Genomic DNA, 17361 nt, shown 5'->3' with positions numbered 1-17361 from the left:
CGGGCAACGGTCATCTACTAATTTCTTCGATTATAGGAGGTCTCCTTTGCGCCCCCCCGACCTCCTCTTCAACTCTTCCTCCCTCCCAGCGAGTACATCAAACCAAAGAAGCTGCGTGCGCGTGATCATCTGTTCTAGCTGATCATACGAATACAGCCACATTCCGTCTTCGGCTCTGACCTTAATCGTTCTCTGCTCATCCGCGTTGAACTGGAACACCTCGAGGGTCACTTCGTCGCGATAGTCTGGATTGTTAACTCGCAGCGCGTGATGTTGCAGAGAAAAAATGCATCGACGCGCTTCTCGTGTTAGATTGCGACCCCGCCGCAAATCCAGAAACGGGATAGTGATGCGATCGGGATAAATAAATAGCGCGGGAGACCAGCAAAGCAGCTTTGGACCAACGGAAAACGAAATCGGATACCCATCTAACTCCGTCGCATGAACGTGTTCAAATTCGCAGTAATCATACAACTGCTGAGCAACAGGGATGTTCATCTCCTGCTCTTCGACGGATCGACTGGCCTTTTTTATGTGCTTTTCCACGACAGCCCAAGGGTCGCGAGCGGCACGAAAAACGCCAGGTTGCCGGTTGACGATTCCAACAAACTGCCCTCGGGTCGGGTTATAGTTCGGCCCCTGACCACCACCCTTGACCTGCTTAAGAGCGTGTCGTTGCATGTCATATGGCTGAACGCAAATTCTAGCCAAATCGGTGATAGGTAAGTGGCGTATCTTCACTTGGTTCCTCCACGTGATTAAGTTTATCTGCTGACAGCCAATGATTCCTGTAACGCTCTCGTATTAGTTCATTTGATATTCGCAATCCTAGCATTCGCTCATTCTTCGACCGTGCGTATACGACATCCCAAGCACCATCTTTTGCGTGAGAGAGCTTTACGAGTTGTCCGGGCGTCATATCCCCAAGTGAGTGTACGGTTTTGCGCACTACGCTGACAATTTCTGGGTCCGTAGGGACATCAATCTCGGTAATTTCGCCGGTCCTAATGTCCTTTTTTTGAGCCAATGTGGTTATCGGCTCCGATCCGGAAGATTTAAAAGAAGAATATACTGCGGGATGAACCGGTCCATAAGTCCACGCTTCGAAATATCCACTCACTAAAGCTTTCTTGTTTCGCATAATGTATGCAGCATGCGCAAAGTATAGAAGTTTTTGTAGTTCCAAATTTGACAACGGTCTTCCTGCCGTTTTCAAGATTAGGTTTGCTACCGACCGAGGGTCGGTAGCAGAGCCGTCGTCATCTAACCCTGTCACTCAGCCGCAATCCCCGCCTGCGAGAACATATCCCCGCCGGACACCATCTCCTCATTCGCCGCCGGGCCGGCCTTGGCCTTCTGGCGCTTGTCGAAGCCGTCCCACACTTCGTTCCAATTGCCCCGCGTCGCCCCCTTCGAATATTCGGTCGCGCGCTGTTCGAAGAAGTTGGCATGTTCGATGCCATTGAGCATCGGGGCCAGCCAGGGCAGCGGATGTTCGTCGATCATGTAGATCGGCTTGAGGCCCAATTGGCCCAGCCGCCAATCGGCGATGTAGCGGATGTACTTCTTGATCTCCTTGGGGGTCATGCCGTTGACCGGGCCCATTTCGAACGCGAGATCGATGAAATTGTCCTCCAGATGCACGGTGTGCTGGCACATCTCGCGAATGTCGGACTGGACCGCTTTGGTGAAGCAATTCCGCTCCGCGCAGAAGGCGTGGAACAGCTTGATGATGCCTTCGCAGTGCAATGTCTCGTCGCGGATCGACCAGGTGACGATCTGCCCCATGCCCTTCATCTTGTTGAAGCGCGGGAAGTTCATCAGCATGGCGAAGCTGGCGAACAGCTGCAGCCCCTCGGTGAAGCCGCCGAACATGGCCAGCGTCTTGGCGATATCCTCGTCGCTGTCGACGCCGAAGGTCTGCAGGTAATCGTGCTTGTCCTTCATCTCGCTATATTCGAGGAAGGCGCCATATTCGCTCTCGGGCATGCCGATCGTGTCGAGCAAATGGCTGTAGGCGGCGATATGCACCGTCTCCATGTTGCTGAACGCGGCGAGCATCATCTTGATCTCGGTCGGCTTGAAGATGCGGCCGTATTTCTCGTGATAGCAATCCTGCACCTCGACATCGGCCTGGGTGAAGAAGCGGAAGATCTGCGTGAGCAGATTGCGCTCGTGCTCGGAGAGCTTCTGCGCCCAATCGCGGCAATCCTCGCCCAGGGGCACTTCCTCGGGCATCCAGTGGATCTGCTGCTGACGCTTCCAGAAATCGAACGCCCAGGGATATTCGAACGGCTTGTACTGCTTGCGGGCTTCGGTGAGGGACATGACGCTTAACTCCGGTGAAAACTAGAAAATGAACGCAAGCAGCAGGCAGGCCAGGCCGATCACCGTGAGGATGATGGCCAGCCGGCGTTGTGCCTGCGGGGTGGGATATTTGTCGGTAATGCGGCCGGCGCGTTCGTCGCGCGCGCGCAGTTGTTCGCCAAACACCAGGAGGACGAGCCCCCCGATGAAGGCGACCGCGCCGCCCAGGATCATCATGCCGTACAGGAATGTTACCATGTCGATCGCCTCCCTGGCGTGCTGAACCGGCTCACGACGCAGCACTCCACTGCCACATCGCCGTCGCCGACATGCCGAGCACGATGCCCGCGGCCAGCGCCATGATCCCGACCATGCGGAAGACATAGACCTTGGCCGGGCCGGCAGGCCGCGTCAGCGCGAGCAGCATAAACGCCCCGCCGATGGAAAACACCGTGGCGACGCCATACATGATGAGGATCTGCCAGCTCATGCGACCAACTCGGTCCCTGTGCGTTCAGATGCCGCAACCGTAACGAAGGAGCTACCCACATGGCCGATCTCAGCGCAATCAAAGAGCATATGGAAGTCATCGGCGCGGACGGCGTGCATGTCGGCACCGTCGACCATGTCGAGGGCGACCGCATCAAGCTGACCAAGAAGGATTCGGGCGCGCAGGTCACCGAGGGCACCGGCGCGCATGAAGGGCATCACCATTACATTTCGGGCGGCCTGGTCGCCGAGGTCGAAGGCGACAAGGTGCGGCTGAGCGCCAACGCCGATGTGGCCGTCGGGCTGGAAGAAGAGGCGTAAGCTTTCCCGCGCGACCGACGCACGATGATCAACCCCGGTCCGCACCGCGCGGGCCGGGGTTTTTCGCGCCCGTCGCCCAGAGGTAGCACCCATGGTCATCGATCTGCGCTCGGCGGCTCGGTGCCCAGGCGCCGCACTTCGGTGACCGGGAGACCGGCTTCCGTAGGCACGTAGATCAGCGACGCGCGGCTCGATTCCAAGGCCTGTATCTGCAGATAGCGCAGATACCCTTCTGGGCCACCGAGGCTGCCCTGCAGGATCGCGTTGGACTGCGCAGCACCCTTGGCCCGGATCACTTCAGCCTCGGCGAGCGAGATCGCGCTTTCCTTTTTGGCATGCGCTTCCAAGATCGCGACCTGACGCGAGGATTGCGCCTCGGCCAACGCCGCCTGCCCGGCAAGGCGCTGCGAATAGACGCGATATTGCGGATAGGCGAGCATGATCACCAGCAACAGCAGTGCGCCGCCGACAATGGCAATCAAGGTGCAGCCCGATTTCTGATCCATGCCGCAGTTCCTTTTCAGCGACCTTATCCGGGCGAACGGCCCGTCCGCCGCTCGCCGCCCTCTTCAGGCTACTGACACGCCAGGCATTCATCGTAATCGGTCGTTTCGCCGAGATCGAACTTGGGCGGCTCGATCGTATTGTCGGCTTCCACGCCGCCGGCAAAGCCTGCCCGCTGCACCGATTTCGAGCGCAGATAATATAGCGACTTGATGCCCAATTCCCAGGCGCGGAAGTGCAGCATCAGCAGGTCCCATTTCTCGACATCGGCCGGAATGAACAGGTTGAGCGACTGCGACTGATCGATATAGGGCGTGCGATCCGCGGCGAGCTCGATCAGCCAGCGCTGGTCGATCTCGAAGCTGGTCTTGTAGCAATCCTTTTCCTCCTGACTGAGGAAATCGAGATGCTGGACGCTGCCGCCCTTCTCCAGGATCGTGTTCCACACCGCATCGCTATTCTTCGATTTCTCGTTGAGCAATTTCTCGAGATACGGGTTCTTGATCGAGAACGAGCCGCTCAGCGTCTTGTGCGTGTAGATATTGGCCGGGATTGGCTCGATGCACGCGGATGTGCCGCCGCAGATGATCGAGATCGACGCGGTCGGGGCGATCGCCATCTTGCAGCTGAACCGCTCCATCGCGCCCATGTCGGCCGCATCGGGGCACGGGCCGCGCTCGACCGCAAGCTGCATCGAGGCTTCATCGACCTGCGCCTTGATGTGCTTGAACATGCGCAGGTTCCACGATTTGGCCATCGCGCCTTCGAAAGCGAGCCCGCGCGCCTGCAGGAACGAGTGGAAGCCCATCACGCCAAGGCCGACCGAGCGCTCGCGCGCCGCGCTATACGCCGCGCGCTCCATGCCGGGCTCGGCGCGATCGATATAATCCTGCAGCACGTTGTCGAGGAAACGCATGACGTCCTCGATGAACCCCTTCTGGTCCTTCCACTGGTCCCAGGTTTCGAGGTTGAGCGACGACAGGCAGCACACTGCGGTGCGCTCGTTGCCGAGATGATCCTTGCCGGTGGGCAGCGTGATTTCCGAACACAGGTTCGAGGTCGAGACCTTGAGCCCGAGATCGCGGTGATGCTTGGGCATCGCCTTGTTCACGTGATCGGCGAACACGATGTACGGCTCACCAGTGGCCAGGCGCGTCTCGACCAGTTTCTGGAACAGGCTGCGGGCATCGACGCGGCCGCGCTCGGTCTGGTCCTTGGGGCTGCGCAGCACCCATTCGTCGCCGGCGCGCACCGCCTCCATGAATGCGTCGGTGAGCAACACGCCGTGGTGCAGGTTGAGCGCCTTGCGGTTGAAATCGCCCGAGGCTTTACGGATCTCGAGGAATTCCTCGATCTCGGGATGCGACACATCCAGATACACCGCGGCCGACCCGCGCCGCAGGCTGCCCTGGCTGATCGCCAGCGTCAGCGAATCCATCACGCGGACGAAGGGAATGATCCCGCTGGTCTTGCCGTTGAGGCCGACCGGCTCGCCAATGCCGCGGACATTGCCCCAATAGGTGCCGATGCCGCCGCCGCGCGAGGCGAGCCAGACATTCTCGTTCCAGGTATCGACGATGCCGCCCAAGCTATCCGGCACGGAATTAAGATAGCAGCTGATCGGCAGGCCACGCCCGGTGCCGCCATTGGACAGAACGGGAGTCGCCGGCATGAACCAGAGCTGCGAGATTGCGTCGTACAGGCGCTGCGCGTGCGCGGCGTCATCGGCATAAGCAGACGCCACGCGGACGAACAGATCCTGGTAGCGCTCGCCCGGCAGCAGATAGCGGTCGTTGAGCGTATCCTTGCCGAAATCGGTCAGCAGCGCGTCGCGCGAGTGATCGACCTCGACCGGATAGAGCTGCGCATGCACTTCCTTCGAATCGCCGCGCGCCTCGAGCTTGCGATCGGCATTGCCCTGCACGCCTTGCGTCGCCGTCACGGTGTCCGCTTCCATCGTCTCGGTGGCCATATCTACGCTCACTTCCTGGTCTCTAAAATCCATCGTGCCGTCCTATCGATCACTAGCTCTGCTGACCGAATGTTCCCGGTCCGTTCGAATCGGGGGGCGAACCCCCATGCTATCATTCCCGGCGGCAAGAGGGAGAACAAAATGCGACCTTAGCGCTACCGATTGGCTGCGCTCCGGGCCTGGCCACGATATGGATATCGCGACCTCGTTCTACCAGCTCTTGGGTCCGCCCCCGAACTCAACCCCTACAGATTGTGCCCAATCGCCGCGCCACGCAAGACAGTAAATGACGCTTGAAAGACTCGGTTCGTCGCTATTCCGAGTCGCTTCGCAGCATCGTTCCGGGCGCGATGCGGCGCGACGCGTGGTCAAAGCTGGCGTTGCGCAAACGCAAGCGGAGAAGTGCCGCCATGCAAATAAATTTGGGCCCGAAACGGCCAATCGACCAAAGCGATATTTACGCCCTGCTACCGCTTCACGGCAATGGCGACGGATAGGTTAGATGGCCGCGTCTTCCGACGCCTGCCCTTCGGCCGCGTCCGCCGCGGCGTCGAGCGCCTGGGCCGAGGCGCGCGCCGCGGCTGGCGTCATCGAGGCGGCGAGCCCATCCGCCCCGTCGAGCAAGACCTCGCCAGATTCCGCCGTCGCCTTGAGGGGCGTATCAGATGGTTCGCGCGGCATCGTCGTTCCCAACCTGGCTATAGATCCTCGATCTGGCGGGAAAACGCGCCGCGGGCGGCCGACGTTCCGTGCGCCAGGCAGACGAAGGTGGCGGGAGTATTGCCAGATTGCCGGTGACTGGTATGCCACGGGACGGATGATCACCAAACTGTTCCTGCAAACGCACCGCAAGCCGACCTTGTCCGACGACGAGCGCACTGCGCTGGAAGCCGCGGCGGCCGCCACGATCGATTATGCGGCCAAGCGCATCATCGTGCGCGAACGTGCGCCGCTCAAAAACTGCACGCTGCTGCTCAGCGGGTTCGTCGAGCGCTACAAGGATACGCCGGACGGCCGCCGCCAGATCCTCGCCATCCATGTGCCGGGCGATTTCGTCGACCTACATTCCTATCCGCTGAAATATCTCGAACATTCGGTCGCCGCGCTGACCCCGGTGACGGTCGCCACCTTCCCGCACGAAGCGGTCCGCGCGCTGACCAGCCACTCCGCCACGCTGACCGAATTGCTGTGGCGCTCGACCTTGATCGATGCCGCGATCAATCGCGAATGGATCGTCTCGGTCGGCTCGCGCGGCGCGGCCGTGCGGCTCGCGCATCTGTTTTGCGAAATGTTCGTGCGGCTCGATCGGATCGGCATGACGCGCGGCAACGACTATGATTTCCCGGTCACGCAGATCGATCTGGCCGACGCCTGTGGGCTGACCGCGGTGCACGCCAACCGCATGCTGCGACAGTTGCGCGAGCGCGGGCTGGTCGAGTTCCGTCAGGGGCTGGTGCAGATTCACGACTGGGATCGGCTGCGCGACTATGCCGAGTTCGATCCGGCCTATCTGTATCTGGATTGAGGGGCGGCGCCTGTCCCTAACCTAGGCGGGCCTCCCACCGCGGATGCATCTGTTGGCGATCTGGTAACACCCTGCCCCTAGGCCGCGGCGATGCGGCACGATTATCAATGGCATCAGCGCCTGGCGACCAGGCGGCAACGCCGCCGCACCTGGGGCGTCTCCGGCATAGCGTTATGGTTGCTGGGCGGCGTGTTGGGTGGCGTGGCGCTGGAACGCCTGGCGCCGGATCTCTCGCTATTCGGGGCAGCGGCGGCGCCGACCGTGACAGGGACGCTGTTCGATCTGTGCTTTCGCGGCGGCGGGACGAACTGTGTGGTCGATGGCGACACATTCTGGATGGCGGGCGAAAAGATCCGCATCGCCGATATCGACACGCCCGAAACGCATCCCTCACGCTGCGCGCTGGAGGCGGATCTGGGCGGCCGCGCGACATTGCGCTTGCAGACGCTGCTCAATGCCGGACCAGTGACGTTGGTGACGGCGGGCCGCGACACCGACCGCTATGGCCGCAAGCTGCGTGTGGTGGAGCGTGGCGGCGTGTCGTTAGGGGATAAGTTGGTCGCGGAGGGGCTGGCGCGGCGCTGGACCGGGCGGCGGCAGCCATGGTGCGTGTAGCCACCTGAGCAACGCATCACCCCGGCGAACGCCGGGGCCCAGTAGCGACGGCAGCGGTAGGCGGCGCAGTGCCCGCCATCATGGTTTAGCGACTGGACCCCGGCGTCCTCCGGGGAAGTAATTCGGTTCGACAGCAGCCGCCTTACGGCTTCAACGCCACCTCATCGCCATCGGAAATTTCGTCGTCATCGACATCGTCGTCTTCGAAATCTTCCTGCAGATCGTCCTCGTCGTCGTCATCCTCGTCCGATTCGGACTCGTCGTCTTCCTCGCCGACCTCGTCGCTGATCATCTCCAGATCGTCGTCGTCATCATCGTCGTCGTCGCCGATATCGGGGGCGACGTCGGTGAGGATGGTGCCGTCGGTCGGGCCGTCGCGCGTGACCTCGAGGATCTCGGCGCGCTGGCTCTCGTCATAGCCTTCCTCTTCAAAACCGTCGTCACCCGTGCCTTCGCCGGGAATTTGGTAGCCGCCCATCGTCATGTCGCTTCTCCGGTACCTGCGGGGATGCAGGGCTCTGGAGTCTCGAACAACGTTTGCGGCCGCGGGTTCCGCGACCGGGCGACGAAAACGCGCTCAGGCTGGACGGAACAGCCGGCCACGCTCGACCACGAACACGACCGCCAGCGAGACCAGCCCGGCGACGAAGAAGCCGAGATAGAGCGGGATCGTGGTGCCATTGAACTGCTGACCGATCAGCGCGCCGAGCAATGCGCCGGCGGTCACCGTGGTGAAGCCCTGCACGCTGGAGGCCGTGCCGGCGATATGCCCCATATTGGCCATCGCCATGGCGCTGAAATTGGACGTGGCCAGGCCGAAACAGGCCATCATCAGCGCCTGTAGGATGGCGAAGGTCCATAACGTCTCATGTCCCCCCAGCGTGAGGGCAAGGTGCGCGCCGGCCAGGACGATCAGCCCGATCAGCGCGGAATGCGAGATCAGCCGCGTGCCGAGCTTCATCACGATACGGGCGTTGAGCAGATTGGCGATCGCCATAGCGCCCGCGGTACAGGCGAAGATCGGCACCAGCAGATCCGGGCGTTTGAACACGTCGAAGACGATCTGCTGGATCGAATTGATGAAGCCATACAGCCCGCCCATCAAGGCGGCCGAGGCCAGGGTATAGCCGATCGAATAGCGATCGGTGAGCGTCAGCCGCCAGCCGCCGATCAGCCGGCCGAACGAGAAAGGCTGGCGATCCTCGGCATGTTGCGTTTCGGGCATGCGGATCCAGAACCAGAGCAGGATCGCCGCGCTAACCGCCGCAATGCCCCAAAAGATCATGCGCCAATTGCCGACCAGCAACACCGCCTGGCCGAAGGTCGGCGCGATCACCGGCGCGGCCATGAACACGATGAAGGCCAGGCTCATCACCCGCGCCATGGCCCGGCCGGAATAGCAATCGCGCACCAGCGCGACGGTCACCACGCGCGACGCGGCGATTGCCGTACCGCCAATGAAGCGCGCCACCAACAGCAACACGAAGCTGCTCGAAAAGGCCGCGACGATATTGGCGACGACATACGCGGCAAGCGCGATGCCCAGCACCGGCTTGCGGCCATAGCGATCGGCCAGCGGCCCATGCACCAGCTGCGCGACGCCGAAGCCGATCAGGAAGACGGTGATGATGAATTGCCGCTCGTTCGCCCCAGTCACGCCGAGCGACTCGCCAATCGCCGGCAGCGCCGGGAGCATCGAATCGATGCCCAGCGCGGTCAGCGCCATCAGCCCGGCGATCAACGCGACGAATTCGCGGAAACCCAAGGGCGGGCTGTCGGCCGGGCGGCCCTCGATGGCCGGCGCGTCGGTGGCGGGAGCGGATGCGGTCATGCCCGCGCTATTCGCAGATGCAGCACGATGCGTCACCCCGGAAAGAGCGTGCGCCCACCGGAACGAAAGCGCGTGCCGGCGATTGATTGGGCTTCACTTCAGGAGAAGAACGATGAGCGTTTTCGGCGCAATCAGGGACGCGATTTTCGGCCACAAGGACGAGGCCCCGGCCGCGCCTGCGCCCGCCCCAAAGCCCGCCGCCGCGCCGGCCGCCGCACCGGTCGCCGCCCCGCCGCCGCCGGCCGCCGCGCCCAAGCCGGCCCCAACGCGCGAAGCGATCGAAGCCGTGCTCGAGGATCGCGCCAAGGCCCGCGGCGAGGCGCTCAACACGAAAACGTCGATCGTCGATCTGATGAAGGCGCTCGGCATGGATTCGAGCCTGGACAACCGCAAGAAGCTGGCCACGGAACTGGGTTATACCGGCGATCAGAATGACAGCGCGACGATGAACATCTGGCTGCATGAAAAGACCATGGAACGCCTGCTGCGCTAATCGCTCCGCTGGCGTTGTCCGGACTGCGGCCCGGACGACGCCAGGGTCGTTGGTCGAGCTTGACCAAATCGACCCATCACCTTAGTGTGTTATTAGTGCAAAACACCTAGGAATCTGCCATGTCCGCAAAGGTCATCCTCACCCTTGTCGCCGCCCTCGCGCTCGCCGCATGCGACGATGGCAAGCCGGGCACGAGCGTCTCGATCAACGCCGGCGACGGCAATATGGTCGCTGGCGTCGATGGTAACGGCCAGGTGGCGATCAACCTGCCCGGCGGGTTTGCCGGCAAGATCAAGCTGCCCAAGATGAAGCTCAGCGCCGAGAATTTCGATATGAACGGCGTGCATCTGTTCCCCGGCTCGACGATCAGCGGGCTGAACGTCGATGCCGGCGACAAGGGTGACGGCGCGGTGCGCGTGCAGTTCAGCAGCCCGGCGACGCCGAGCACCGTGCGCGACTGGTTCCTGGACAAGCTTTCCAAACAGGCCGGCTTCACGATCACGGCGAGCGGCAACGATCTGATCGGCACGACCGACGAGAAGCAGCCGTTCCGCCTCGATCTCGCGCCGGACGGCGCCGACAAGTCGAAGGGCACGATCGTCATCGGCTAAGCCTGTTCGCGAGCCGCCGCACGCGATATGCTCGGCGCAATGCTCGCACACGGATATTTGAACATGCTCGATTCCCTCGCCGCCCCAGCCTCTGCCGAGGTCCCCGCGCTATCGCTGAACGACGAGGCCGCCGATCCCGCCGGCTTCGCCGCGGCGCTGGGCGGCTCGTTCGAACGCTTCGGCTTCGCGGTCGTCTCCGATCACGGCATCCCCGACGAGTTGATCGCGCGCGCCTGGGCCGAGACCAAACAGTTGTTCGACCTGCCCGACGACGAGAAGCGTAGCTATTACACGCCGGCGGGCGGCGGGCAGCGCGGCTATACGCCGTTCAAGACCGAAATCGCCAAGGGCGCCAGCGCGGTGGATCTCAAGGAATTCTGGCATGTCGGGCGCGAACTGCCCGCCGGCCACAAGAATGCCGACGTGATGCCGCCCAACATTTGGCCGACGCGTCCGGAGGGCTTCCGCCCCGTATTCGAGGAATTGTTTGCCGCGTTCGATCAGGCCGGGGACCGGCTGCTGTCGGCGATCGCGCGGCATCTCGGGCTCGCGCCCGACTGGTTCGATGCGGCGGTGAAGGACGGCAATTCGATCCTGCGGCTGCTGCATTATCCGCCGATCCCCGCCGATGCCGAAGGCGTGCGCGCCGGGGCGCATGAGGATATCAACCTGATCACCTTGCTGCTCGGCGCCGAAGAGGCCGGGCTCGAACTGCTCGGCAGCGATGGCCAGTGGCTGGCGGTCAAGCCGCCGGCGGGGGCGATGGTGGTCAATGTCGGCGATATGCTGCAGCGGCTGACCAATCATGTCTTGCCCTCGACCACGCACCGCGTGGTCAACCCGCCACCGGAGCGCCGCGGCCATTCGCGCTATTCGATGCCGTTCTTCCTGCATCCCGCACCGGACTTTCTGATCGAGACGCTGCCGCAAACGATTACCGCGGGCAATCCGAACCGATATCCGACGCCGATTACGGCGCATGAGTATCTGCATGAACGGCTCGTCGAGATCGGTCTGGTGAAGAAGTGAGCAATCCTCCCCGGCACGGGGAGGTGGCAGCCGCAGGCTGACGGAGGGGGCGGGCCGGCAACGCACCCGTAGCGTTGCCGGCCCGCCCCCTCCACCAGCTTCGCTGGTCCCCCTCCCCGTGCCGGGGAGGATTTGCGTTGCGCCGGTCCCGCTCTTCCCGCTACCGCCCGCCAAAAGGGGCTGACCAATGACCAAACCACTGCGTATCGCGCTCGCCGGGCTCGGCACCGTCGGCGGTGGCGTCGTGCGCCTGCTCGAGACCAACGGCGCGCTGATCGCGCGACGGGCCGGCCGGCCGATCGAGATCGTCGCCATTTCCGCGCGCGATCGCAGCAAGGATCGCGGCGTCGATCTGTCGCGCTTCGACTGGGTCGACGATACCACGGCGCTTGCCGCGCACCCCGATGCCGATGTGGTGGTCGAACTGGTCGGCGGATCGGATGGCCCTGCCCTCACGCTGGCCCGCGCCACCCTGAAATCCGGCAAGGGCTTCGTCACCGCCAACAAGGCGATGATTGCGCATCACGGGCTGGAACTCGCGCGGGCCGCAGAAAGCGCCGGCGCGGCGCTCAAGTTCGAAGCCGCAGTGGCGGGCGGCATCCCGGTGATCAAGGGCCTGCGCGAAGGCATGGCGGCAAACGAGATCGCGCGGGTCTACGGGATCCTTAACGGCACGTGCAATTTCATCCTGTCCAAGATGGAAGCGGAAGGCCGCGACTTTGCCGACGTGCTGGCCGAGGCGCAGGCTTTGGGCTTTGCCGAAAGCGACCCGACATTCGATATCGACGGCATCGATGCCGCGCACAAATTGGCCATCCTGACCAGCATCGCCTTTGGCACGCAGCCGGCCTTCCCGACCGTCATGGCCAACGGCATCCGCCACGTCATCGCCGCGGACATCGCCGAAGCGGCGGCGCTCGGCTATCGCATCCGCTTGCTCGGCGTGGCCGAGGATGGCCCGCACGGCCTGTTCCAGCGCGTCCATCCGCATCTCGTGCCCGTCAGCCATCCGCTGGCGCATGTCACCGGCGCGACCAATGCGGTGGTGGCGGAGGGGAATTTCGTCGGCCGATTGCTGTTCCAGGGCGCCGGCGCGGGCGACGGGCCGACCGCCAGCGCGGTGGTCGCCGATCTGATCGATATCGCGCGCGGCGAATTCGGCCCGGCCTTCGCCATGCCCGCTGACTCGCTGGCGCAGCATGAGGCCGCCGACACCAGCGAGCGCCGCACGCGCTCCTATGTGCGCTTCATGGTCGAGGACCGGGTCGGCGTGCTGGCCGAGATCGCCGCGGCGATGCGCGATGCCGGCGTGTCGATCGAAAGTCTGATCCAGCGCGGCTCGGGCAGCGAGAATGGCAGCGTGCTGGTGGCCATCGTCACGCACGAAGGGCCGGAGCGCGCCGTGGCGCAGGCGCTGGAGCGGTTGCGCGGGTCACAGAGCCTGGTGGGGCAGCCGATGTGGATGCATATTCTGGGGTAATTGCTCCTCCCCGGCACGGGGAGGGGGACCATTCGCGTTCTTCACGCGAATGGTGAGGGGGTTGGCCGGCAACGCTACGGCTGCGTTGCCGGCCAACCCCCTCCGTCAGGCTTCGCCTGCCACCTCCCCGCACCGGGGAGGATGCGCTTAGCCCCTTACGGCAGCAACCGGCCGGTCGGTTCGTCATCCAGCTTGATCGGCACCCTGCCCGTCTTGTCCGGCTTCTTGGCGAATACCTGTTTGGCAACATCGACGACGCCCATGACGATCGGCATAATCGGCGGGCCGAAGCCGACGGTGCAGCCCTCCATACGCGTCGCGCACGGCGCGCCTTCGGCCGCCAGCGCCCCACGGCCGGTCAGTTCACGATTGGACGGCGTCGGCCCGGCCGGCACGACCTCGTCGGGATAAGGCAATTTTTGCGACGGGAGTGGCTGCGCGCAGACGATGATCTCGTCCGGTTTCTTCTCCCCATCGTAGCGCGAGACGCAACGCTCATTGGCCACGGGTTCGAGGATCGACCAGGATTCCGCCTGGGGTTTGGTCGAAACGATGGTCGCGGCTTGCGCCGCCAGCAGGAGCAGGATCATGGACACGCAGGCTGATCCCCAATCGTGGCGATAATCAGGCGGCGATCCGGGCCACGCCCAGCGCCCGGATATCGATCGCCGGGCAGCGGTCCATCACCACCTGCAGGCCCGCCGCCTCGGCGCGCGCCGCGGCTTCCGCGTTGACCACGCCGAGCTGCATCCACACCGCCTTGGCGCCGATCGCGATGGCCTGATCGACCGCCTCGCCGGCCGCCGCCGAATTGCGAAAGATATCGACGATATCGATGGGGTCGCCGAGCTGCGCGAGCTCGCGGAACACGAACTCGCCATGGACGTGCTCACCGGTGATCTGCGGGTTGACCGGGATGACGCGGTAGCCGTGCTCCTGCAGCGTCTTCATCACACCGTAGGACGGGCGGTCGGGCCGGTCGGACGCACCGACCAAGGCAATGGTCTTGGCGCCTTCGAGCAAAGCCTTGATCTCGGCATCGGTAGTCAGCGGCATCACGGTCCTTCCCAGTCAGGCGGCGGTCATCCACGCATCGACTCGCGCCGCGACTTCCCTGAACGCCCCTGCTTCCGCCGCGTTCCCGGCGTCCGAGGCGGTGCGGATGGCGATATCGAGCGGAATGCGACCAAGGAACGGGATGCCCAGCTCCCCCGCCACAGTCTCCGCCCCGCCCTTGCCGAACGGGTCGGAGATCTCGCCGCAATGCGGGCAGGCGTATCCGGCCATGTTCTCGATCAGGCCGATGATCGGCACGCCCGCCTTCTGGAACAGGTCGATCGCGCGCTTGGCGTCGATCAGCGACAGGTCCTGCGGGGTCGAGACGATCACCGCGCCGGCGGGCTTATGCTTCTGCACCATGGTCAACTGGATATCGCCGGTGCCGGGCGGCATATCGACCACCAGCGTATCGGCAGCGCCCCAATTGGCCACGATCAGCTGGGTCAGCGCGCCCGCCGCCATCGGCCCGCGCCAGGCGATCGCCTGGTCGGCCGGCACCAGCTGCCCCATCGACAGCAGCCCGATGCCGTGCGGCGTCGGCACCGGATCGAGCAATTTATCGGTCGCCTGCGGACGACTGCCGTCAACGCCCATCAATTTAGGCTGTGAGGGGCCGTAAATATCGGCGTCAACCAATCCGACCTTGCGGCCCAGCGCCTGCAGGCCGAGCGCGAGATTGGCCGAGACGGTGGACTTGCCCACCCCGCCCTTGCCGCTGGCCACCGCGATGATCCGCCGCGTCGTGCGCTGCGCGGTCTGCGCGATACGCACCGTGGCGATACCCGGCACGGCGAGCGCCGCGGCGCGCACCGCGGCCTCGAGCGCATCGCCGGCAGTGGCATCCAAGCCGGTCACGTCGAGGATGATGCTGGCCCGACCATCGTCGATGCGGACGGTGGCGCGCTGGCCGGCAAACGGCGCGATCGCCGCATTCACTGTAACATCTTGTGTCATTGTCGCGGAGATAGGCGCGCCGACGCCGCTTGCCACTGTTTTTGTGAACGCATCCTACCTATAAAGATGGAATGACGATCCTCACCGGCTGGCTCCAGCGCTTCAACATCCTCAATGCCGATGCGCCGAAAAGCCCGTGGGGCAATGGCAACAGCAACAATGGCGGTTCCGGCGGCGACGGTCCGCGCAACCCCTGGGCGGTGCCCCCCGGCGCGCCACGCGGCGGCGCCAAGCCGACCGCGCTCGACGAGTTCCTGCGTCGGGCGCGTGGCACTGGCGGCGGCGGCGGCGGCAATAATGGCGGTTTCTCGGGCATGCCGGGCGCGCCCAATGCCCGCTCGCTATGGGCGATCGGCGTCGGGCTGATCCTCGTCGTCTGGATCCTGTTCACCAGCTTTCACCAGATTGGCCCGCAGCAGCGCGGCGTGGTCACCTTGTTCGGCCGCTATTCGGGCACGCTGGAGCCGGGCATCCGCCTGACGCTCCCCGCGCCGTTCGCCGCGGTGACCAAGGTCGACGTGCAGCAGATCAACACCGACGATTTCGCCGGCCAGGGCGGCGGCGGCGAGAATCTGATCCTTACCTCCGACCAGAACATCATCGATCTGGCCTATTCGGTGCGCTGGCAGATCGTCAACGCGCAGGATTATGCCTTCCAGATCGCCAATCCGCGCGAGACGGTGCGCGCCACGGCCGAAAGCGCGATGCGCGCGGCGATCGCCACCACGACGCTGGACGACGCCATCGGATCGGGCCGCGGCGTGGTCGAAACGCGCGTGCAGCAGATGATGCAGGAAGTGCTCGACAGCTATAATGCCGGCGTGCGCATCCAGGGCGTATCGATCAAGCAATCGACCGCGCCGGAGGCGGTGATCGACGATTTCAAGGCGGTCAGCGCAGCGCAGCAGGCGGCCGTCGGCAATATCAATGCCGCGCGCGGTTATGCCGCGCAGACGCTCGCTTACGCACAGGGCGAGGCGACCTCGTTCGACAAGGTCTATGAGCAATATCGCCTGGCGCCGGAAGTGACGCGCCGCCGTATGTATTACGAGACGATGGAAGGCGTGTTGGCCAAGAGCGACAAGACGATCATCGAAGCGCCCGGCGTGGTGCCCTATCTGCCGCTGCCGGGTGGTGCCACGCGCCGCCTGCCCGATGCCGTGCCCGAGGCGACCCCGGCGCCCGCCCGTCAACCTGCCCAAACGGCGGGAGCCGCCCAGTGAACCGATTCTTCCGCAACCCGATCGCCATCGGCATCGTCGCGCTTCTCGTCCTGATCCTGCTCGTCAGCACGGCGAGCATCGTGCCGGAGACCAAGCAGGTGGTGATCCTGCGCCTGGAAAATCCCTATCGCACGGTCAATCGCTGGCAACCAGGCCAGCCGTTCGGCGCGACCGGCGCGGGCATGATCTTCCGTGTGCCGTTCATCGATCGGCTGATCTGGATCGACAAGCGCGTGCTGGATGTCGAGTTGCAGGACACGCAAGTGTTGTCGACCGATCAGCTGCGCCTGTCGGTCGACGCCTTCGCCCGCTTCCGCGTGGTCGATCCGCTCAAGGCCGTCGTCTCGACCGGCAGCGCCAGCGATACCGAACAGCGCGTGATCGCGCAGCTCAGCCCCTTGCTCGGCTCGGCGCTGCGCAACGAGCTTGGCAAGCGGCCGTTCGCCGCCTTGCTCAGCCCCGAGCGTGGCCAGGTAATGGATAATATCCAGGCCGGGCTGCAGCGCCAGGCCAGCCAATATGGCGTGCAGATCGTCGACGTGCGGATCAAGCGCGCCGACTTGCCGAGCGGCAGCCCGCTGGAGAGCGCGTTGCAGCGCATGCGCACGGCGCGCCAGCAGGAATCGGCGACGATCACCGCCCGTGGCCAGCAGCAAGCGCAGATCATTCGCGCCGAAGCCGACGCCAATGCAGCCAAAATCTATGCCGAGGCGTTCAACAAAGATCCGCAATTCTACGATTTCTATCGCGCCATGCAGTCTTATCGCTACACGTTCGGATCGAACAATGACGGCAAGCCGCGCGGCTCGACCTCGCTGGTCCTGTCGCCGAACAACGCCTATCTTCGCGAATTCCAGGGGCGCGATCGCTAGACCGAGCTTTTTCGCAGCCGATACTGTCGGTTCGTTCATATTCAATCGCCGTTCAGCAAGCGACCGTCACAGAAGC

At 63.9% G+C, this 17361-nt stretch carries 22 protein-coding genes; 9 read left to right on the top strand and 13 right to left on the bottom strand.

Annotation, left to right across the window (positions count from 1 at the left end; all coding sequences use genetic code 11):
- Positions 1 to 30: 30 nt before the first annotated feature.
- From U1739_RS11890 to U1739_RS11875, 5 genes are read right to left on the bottom strand one after another with little or no spacing between them, the layout of a single operon-like run.
- Positions 31 to 741 (bottom strand): hypothetical protein, encoded by a 711-nt coding sequence (locus U1739_RS11890; RefSeq protein WP_332708282.1) that lies wholly within the window; start codon positions 739 to 741, stop codon positions 31 to 33.
- Positions 704 to 1276: a type VI toxin-antitoxin system SocA family antitoxin gene (gene socA, locus U1739_RS21175; protein WP_443025544.1), complete on the bottom strand. Its 573-nt coding sequence runs from the start codon at positions 1274 to 1276 to the stop codon at positions 704 to 706. Before socA ends, U1739_RS11890 begins: the two co-directional genes overlap by 38 nt.
- On the bottom strand, positions 1273 to 2328 hold the full coding sequence (locus U1739_RS11885) for a ribonucleotide-diphosphate reductase subunit beta (RefSeq protein WP_332708280.1): 1056 nt from the start codon (positions 2326 to 2328) through the stop codon (positions 1273 to 1275). Before U1739_RS11885 ends, socA begins: the two co-directional genes overlap by 4 nt.
- 21 nt (positions 2329 to 2349) lie before the next feature.
- On the bottom strand, positions 2350 to 2565 hold the full coding sequence (locus U1739_RS11880; RefSeq protein ID WP_332708278.1) for a hypothetical protein: 216 nt from the start codon (positions 2563 to 2565) through the stop codon (positions 2350 to 2352).
- Positions 2566 to 2596: 31 nt separating this feature from the next.
- Positions 2597 to 2797 (bottom strand): hypothetical protein, encoded by a 201-nt coding sequence (locus U1739_RS11875; RefSeq protein WP_332708277.1) that lies wholly within the window; start codon positions 2795 to 2797, stop codon positions 2597 to 2599.
- A gap of 59 nt (positions 2798 to 2856) precedes the next feature.
- Between U1739_RS11875 and U1739_RS11870 the strand changes: the two genes are divergently transcribed.
- The gene (locus U1739_RS11870; protein ID WP_332708275.1) at positions 2857 to 3117 is read left to right on the top strand and encodes a DUF2171 domain-containing protein; all 261 of its coding nucleotides are present in this window, start codon (positions 2857 to 2859) and stop codon (positions 3115 to 3117) included.
- A gap of 95 nt (positions 3118 to 3212) precedes the next feature.
- Here U1739_RS11870 and U1739_RS11865 read toward each other — a convergent pair whose 3' ends face one another.
- From U1739_RS11865 to U1739_RS11855, 3 genes are all read right to left on the bottom strand, one after another.
- Entirely contained in the window at positions 3213 to 3623 is a 411-nt protein-coding gene (locus tag U1739_RS11865) for an SPFH domain-containing protein (RefSeq protein WP_332708273.1), read from the bottom strand.
- Positions 3624 to 3691: 68 nt separating this feature from the next.
- The gene (locus tag U1739_RS11860) at positions 3692 to 5626 is read right to left on the bottom strand and encodes a ribonucleoside-diphosphate reductase subunit alpha (RefSeq protein WP_332708272.1); all 1935 of its coding nucleotides are present in this window, start codon (positions 5624 to 5626) and stop codon (positions 3692 to 3694) included.
- 465 nt (positions 5627 to 6091) lie between these two features.
- A complete protein-coding gene (locus tag U1739_RS11855) occupies positions 6092 to 6274 on the bottom strand; it encodes a hypothetical protein (RefSeq protein ID WP_332708270.1) in 183 nt (60 codons plus the stop codon).
- A 136-nt stretch (positions 6275 to 6410) separates the two neighbouring features.
- Between U1739_RS11855 and U1739_RS11850 the strand changes: the two genes are divergently transcribed.
- Both U1739_RS11850 and U1739_RS11845 read left to right on the top strand, forming a co-directional pair.
- On the top strand, positions 6411 to 7118 hold the full coding sequence (locus U1739_RS11850; protein WP_332708268.1) for a Crp/Fnr family transcriptional regulator: 708 nt from the start codon (positions 6411 to 6413) through the stop codon (positions 7116 to 7118).
- 90 nt (positions 7119 to 7208) lie between these two features.
- On the top strand, positions 7209 to 7733 hold the full coding sequence (locus U1739_RS11845) for a thermonuclease family protein (RefSeq protein ID WP_332708266.1): 525 nt from the start codon (positions 7209 to 7211) through the stop codon (positions 7731 to 7733).
- A 142-nt stretch (positions 7734 to 7875) separates the two neighbouring features.
- Here the strand turns inward: U1739_RS11845 and U1739_RS11840 are convergent, their stop codons facing one another.
- On the bottom strand, positions 7876 to 8211 hold the full coding sequence (locus tag U1739_RS11840; RefSeq protein WP_332708714.1) for a DNA primase: 336 nt from the start codon (positions 8209 to 8211) through the stop codon (positions 7876 to 7878).
- A 99-nt stretch (positions 8212 to 8310) separates the two neighbouring features.
- Complete coding sequence (locus U1739_RS11835) at positions 8311 to 9564, bottom strand: multidrug effflux MFS transporter (protein WP_332708264.1); 1254 nt, start codon at positions 9562 to 9564, stop codon at positions 8311 to 8313.
- Between the two features lie 112 nt (positions 9565 to 9676).
- Between U1739_RS11835 and U1739_RS11830 the strand changes: the two genes are divergently transcribed.
- The 4 genes from U1739_RS11830 to U1739_RS11815 all read left to right on the top strand — a co-directional run bounded on the left by U1739_RS11830 (position 9677) and on the right by U1739_RS11815 (position 13177).
- Positions 9677 to 10057 carry a DUF3597 domain-containing protein gene (locus U1739_RS11830; protein ID WP_332708262.1) on the top strand — a complete coding sequence of 127 codons (381 nt, stop codon included), beginning with the start codon at positions 9677 to 9679 and terminating at the stop codon, positions 10055 to 10057.
- 119 nt (positions 10058 to 10176) lie between these two features.
- Positions 10177 to 10668 (top strand): hypothetical protein, encoded by a 492-nt coding sequence (locus U1739_RS11825; protein ID WP_332708260.1) that lies wholly within the window; start codon positions 10177 to 10179, stop codon positions 10666 to 10668.
- Positions 10669 to 10731: 63 nt separating this feature from the next.
- The gene (locus U1739_RS11820; RefSeq protein WP_332708258.1) at positions 10732 to 11697 is read left to right on the top strand and encodes an isopenicillin N synthase family dioxygenase; all 966 of its coding nucleotides are present in this window, start codon (positions 10732 to 10734) and stop codon (positions 11695 to 11697) included.
- A 187-nt stretch (positions 11698 to 11884) separates the two neighbouring features.
- Entirely contained in the window at positions 11885 to 13177 is a 1293-nt protein-coding gene (locus U1739_RS11815) for a homoserine dehydrogenase (protein ID WP_332708256.1), read from the top strand.
- Between the two features lie 155 nt (positions 13178 to 13332).
- Here U1739_RS11815 and U1739_RS11810 read toward each other — a convergent pair whose 3' ends face one another.
- From U1739_RS11810 to U1739_RS11800, 3 genes are read right to left on the bottom strand one after another with little or no spacing between them, the layout of a single operon-like run.
- A complete protein-coding gene (locus U1739_RS11810) occupies positions 13333 to 13767 on the bottom strand; it encodes a hypothetical protein (protein ID WP_332708712.1) in 435 nt (144 codons plus the stop codon).
- A gap of 34 nt (positions 13768 to 13801) precedes the next feature.
- Positions 13802 to 14233 (bottom strand): CoA-binding protein, encoded by a 432-nt coding sequence (locus U1739_RS11805; protein WP_332708254.1) that lies wholly within the window; start codon positions 14231 to 14233, stop codon positions 13802 to 13804.
- Between the two features lie 15 nt (positions 14234 to 14248).
- Positions 14249 to 15190, bottom strand: coding sequence for an Mrp/NBP35 family ATP-binding protein (locus U1739_RS11800; RefSeq protein WP_332708252.1), 942 nt, complete (start codon positions 15188 to 15190; stop codon positions 14249 to 14251).
- Positions 15191 to 15261: 71 nt separating this feature from the next.
- Here U1739_RS11800 and hflK point away from each other — a divergent pair, with 71 nt between their 5' ends.
- A complete protein-coding gene (hflK, locus tag U1739_RS11795) occupies positions 15262 to 16413 on the top strand; it encodes a protease modulator HflK (protein ID WP_332708250.1) in 1152 nt (383 codons plus the stop codon).
- Positions 16410 to 17285: a protease modulator HflC gene (hflC, locus tag U1739_RS11790; protein WP_332708248.1), complete on the top strand. Its 876-nt coding sequence runs from the start codon at positions 16410 to 16412 to the stop codon at positions 17283 to 17285. Before hflK ends, hflC begins: the two co-directional genes overlap by 4 nt.
- The last annotated feature ends 76 nt before the right edge of the window (positions 17286 to 17361 follow it).

The organism is Parasphingomonas puruogangriensis (genome assembly GCF_036663635.1).
Classification (GTDB): domain Bacteria; phylum Pseudomonadota; class Alphaproteobacteria; order Sphingomonadales; family Sphingomonadaceae; genus Sphingomonas.
The sequence above is the reverse complement of the archived record's forward strand: the minus strand, read 5'-3'. Positions and strand labels throughout refer to the sequence as shown.

Excerpts from the sequence above, each read along its gene's own strand:
- U1739_RS11845 (WP_332708266.1), top strand. The coding sequence starts at position 7,209 with ATGCGGCACGATTATCAATGGCATCAGCGCCTGGCGACCAGGCGGCAA.
- U1739_RS11875 (WP_332708277.1), bottom strand. The coding sequence starts at position 2,797 with ATGAGCTGGCAGATCCTCATCATGTATGGCGTCGCCACGGTGTTTTCC.
- U1739_RS11805 (WP_332708254.1), bottom strand. The coding sequence starts at position 14,233 with ATGCCGCTGACTACCGATGCCGAGATCAAGGCTTTGCTCGAAGGCGCC.
- U1739_RS11860 (WP_332708272.1), bottom strand. The coding sequence starts at position 5,626 with ATGGATTTTAGAGACCAGGAAGTGAGCGTAGATATGGCCACCGAGACG.
- U1739_RS11870 (WP_332708275.1), top strand. The coding sequence starts at position 2,857 with ATGGCCGATCTCAGCGCAATCAAAGAGCATATGGAAGTCATCGGCGCG.
- U1739_RS11855 (WP_332708270.1), bottom strand. The coding sequence starts at position 6,274 with ATGCCGCGCGAACCATCTGATACGCCCCTCAAGGCGACGGCGGAATCT.
- U1739_RS11820 (WP_332708258.1), top strand. The coding sequence starts at position 10,732 with ATGCTCGATTCCCTCGCCGCCCCAGCCTCTGCCGAGGTCCCCGCGCTA.
- U1739_RS11865 (WP_332708273.1), bottom strand. The coding sequence starts at position 3,623 with ATGGATCAGAAATCGGGCTGCACCTTGATTGCCATTGTCGGCGGCGCA.
- U1739_RS11835 (WP_332708264.1), bottom strand. The coding sequence starts at position 9,564 with ATGACCGCATCCGCTCCCGCCACCGACGCGCCGGCCATCGAGGGCCGC.
- U1739_RS11825 (WP_332708260.1), top strand. The coding sequence starts at position 10,177 with ATGTCCGCAAAGGTCATCCTCACCCTTGTCGCCGCCCTCGCGCTCGCC.
- U1739_RS11830 (WP_332708262.1), top strand. The coding sequence starts at position 9,677 with ATGAGCGTTTTCGGCGCAATCAGGGACGCGATTTTCGGCCACAAGGAC.
- U1739_RS11850 (WP_332708268.1), top strand. The coding sequence starts at position 6,411 with ATGATCACCAAACTGTTCCTGCAAACGCACCGCAAGCCGACCTTGTCC.
- U1739_RS11800 (WP_332708252.1), bottom strand. The coding sequence starts at position 15,190 with ATGACACAAGATGTTACAGTGAATGCGGCGATCGCGCCGTTTGCCGGC.
- hflK (WP_332708250.1), top strand. The coding sequence starts at position 15,262 with ATGACGATCCTCACCGGCTGGCTCCAGCGCTTCAACATCCTCAATGCC.
- U1739_RS11885 (WP_332708280.1), bottom strand. The coding sequence starts at position 2,328 with ATGTCCCTCACCGAAGCCCGCAAGCAGTACAAGCCGTTCGAATATCCC.
- U1739_RS11880 (WP_332708278.1), bottom strand. The coding sequence starts at position 2,565 with ATGGTAACATTCCTGTACGGCATGATGATCCTGGGCGGCGCGGTCGCC.
- U1739_RS11840 (WP_332708714.1), bottom strand. The coding sequence starts at position 8,211 with ATGGGCGGCTACCAAATTCCCGGCGAAGGCACGGGTGACGACGGTTTT.
- U1739_RS11815 (WP_332708256.1), top strand. The coding sequence starts at position 11,885 with ATGACCAAACCACTGCGTATCGCGCTCGCCGGGCTCGGCACCGTCGGC.
- U1739_RS11810 (WP_332708712.1), bottom strand. The coding sequence starts at position 13,767 with ATGATCCTGCTCCTGCTGGCGGCGCAAGCCGCGACCATCGTTTCGACC.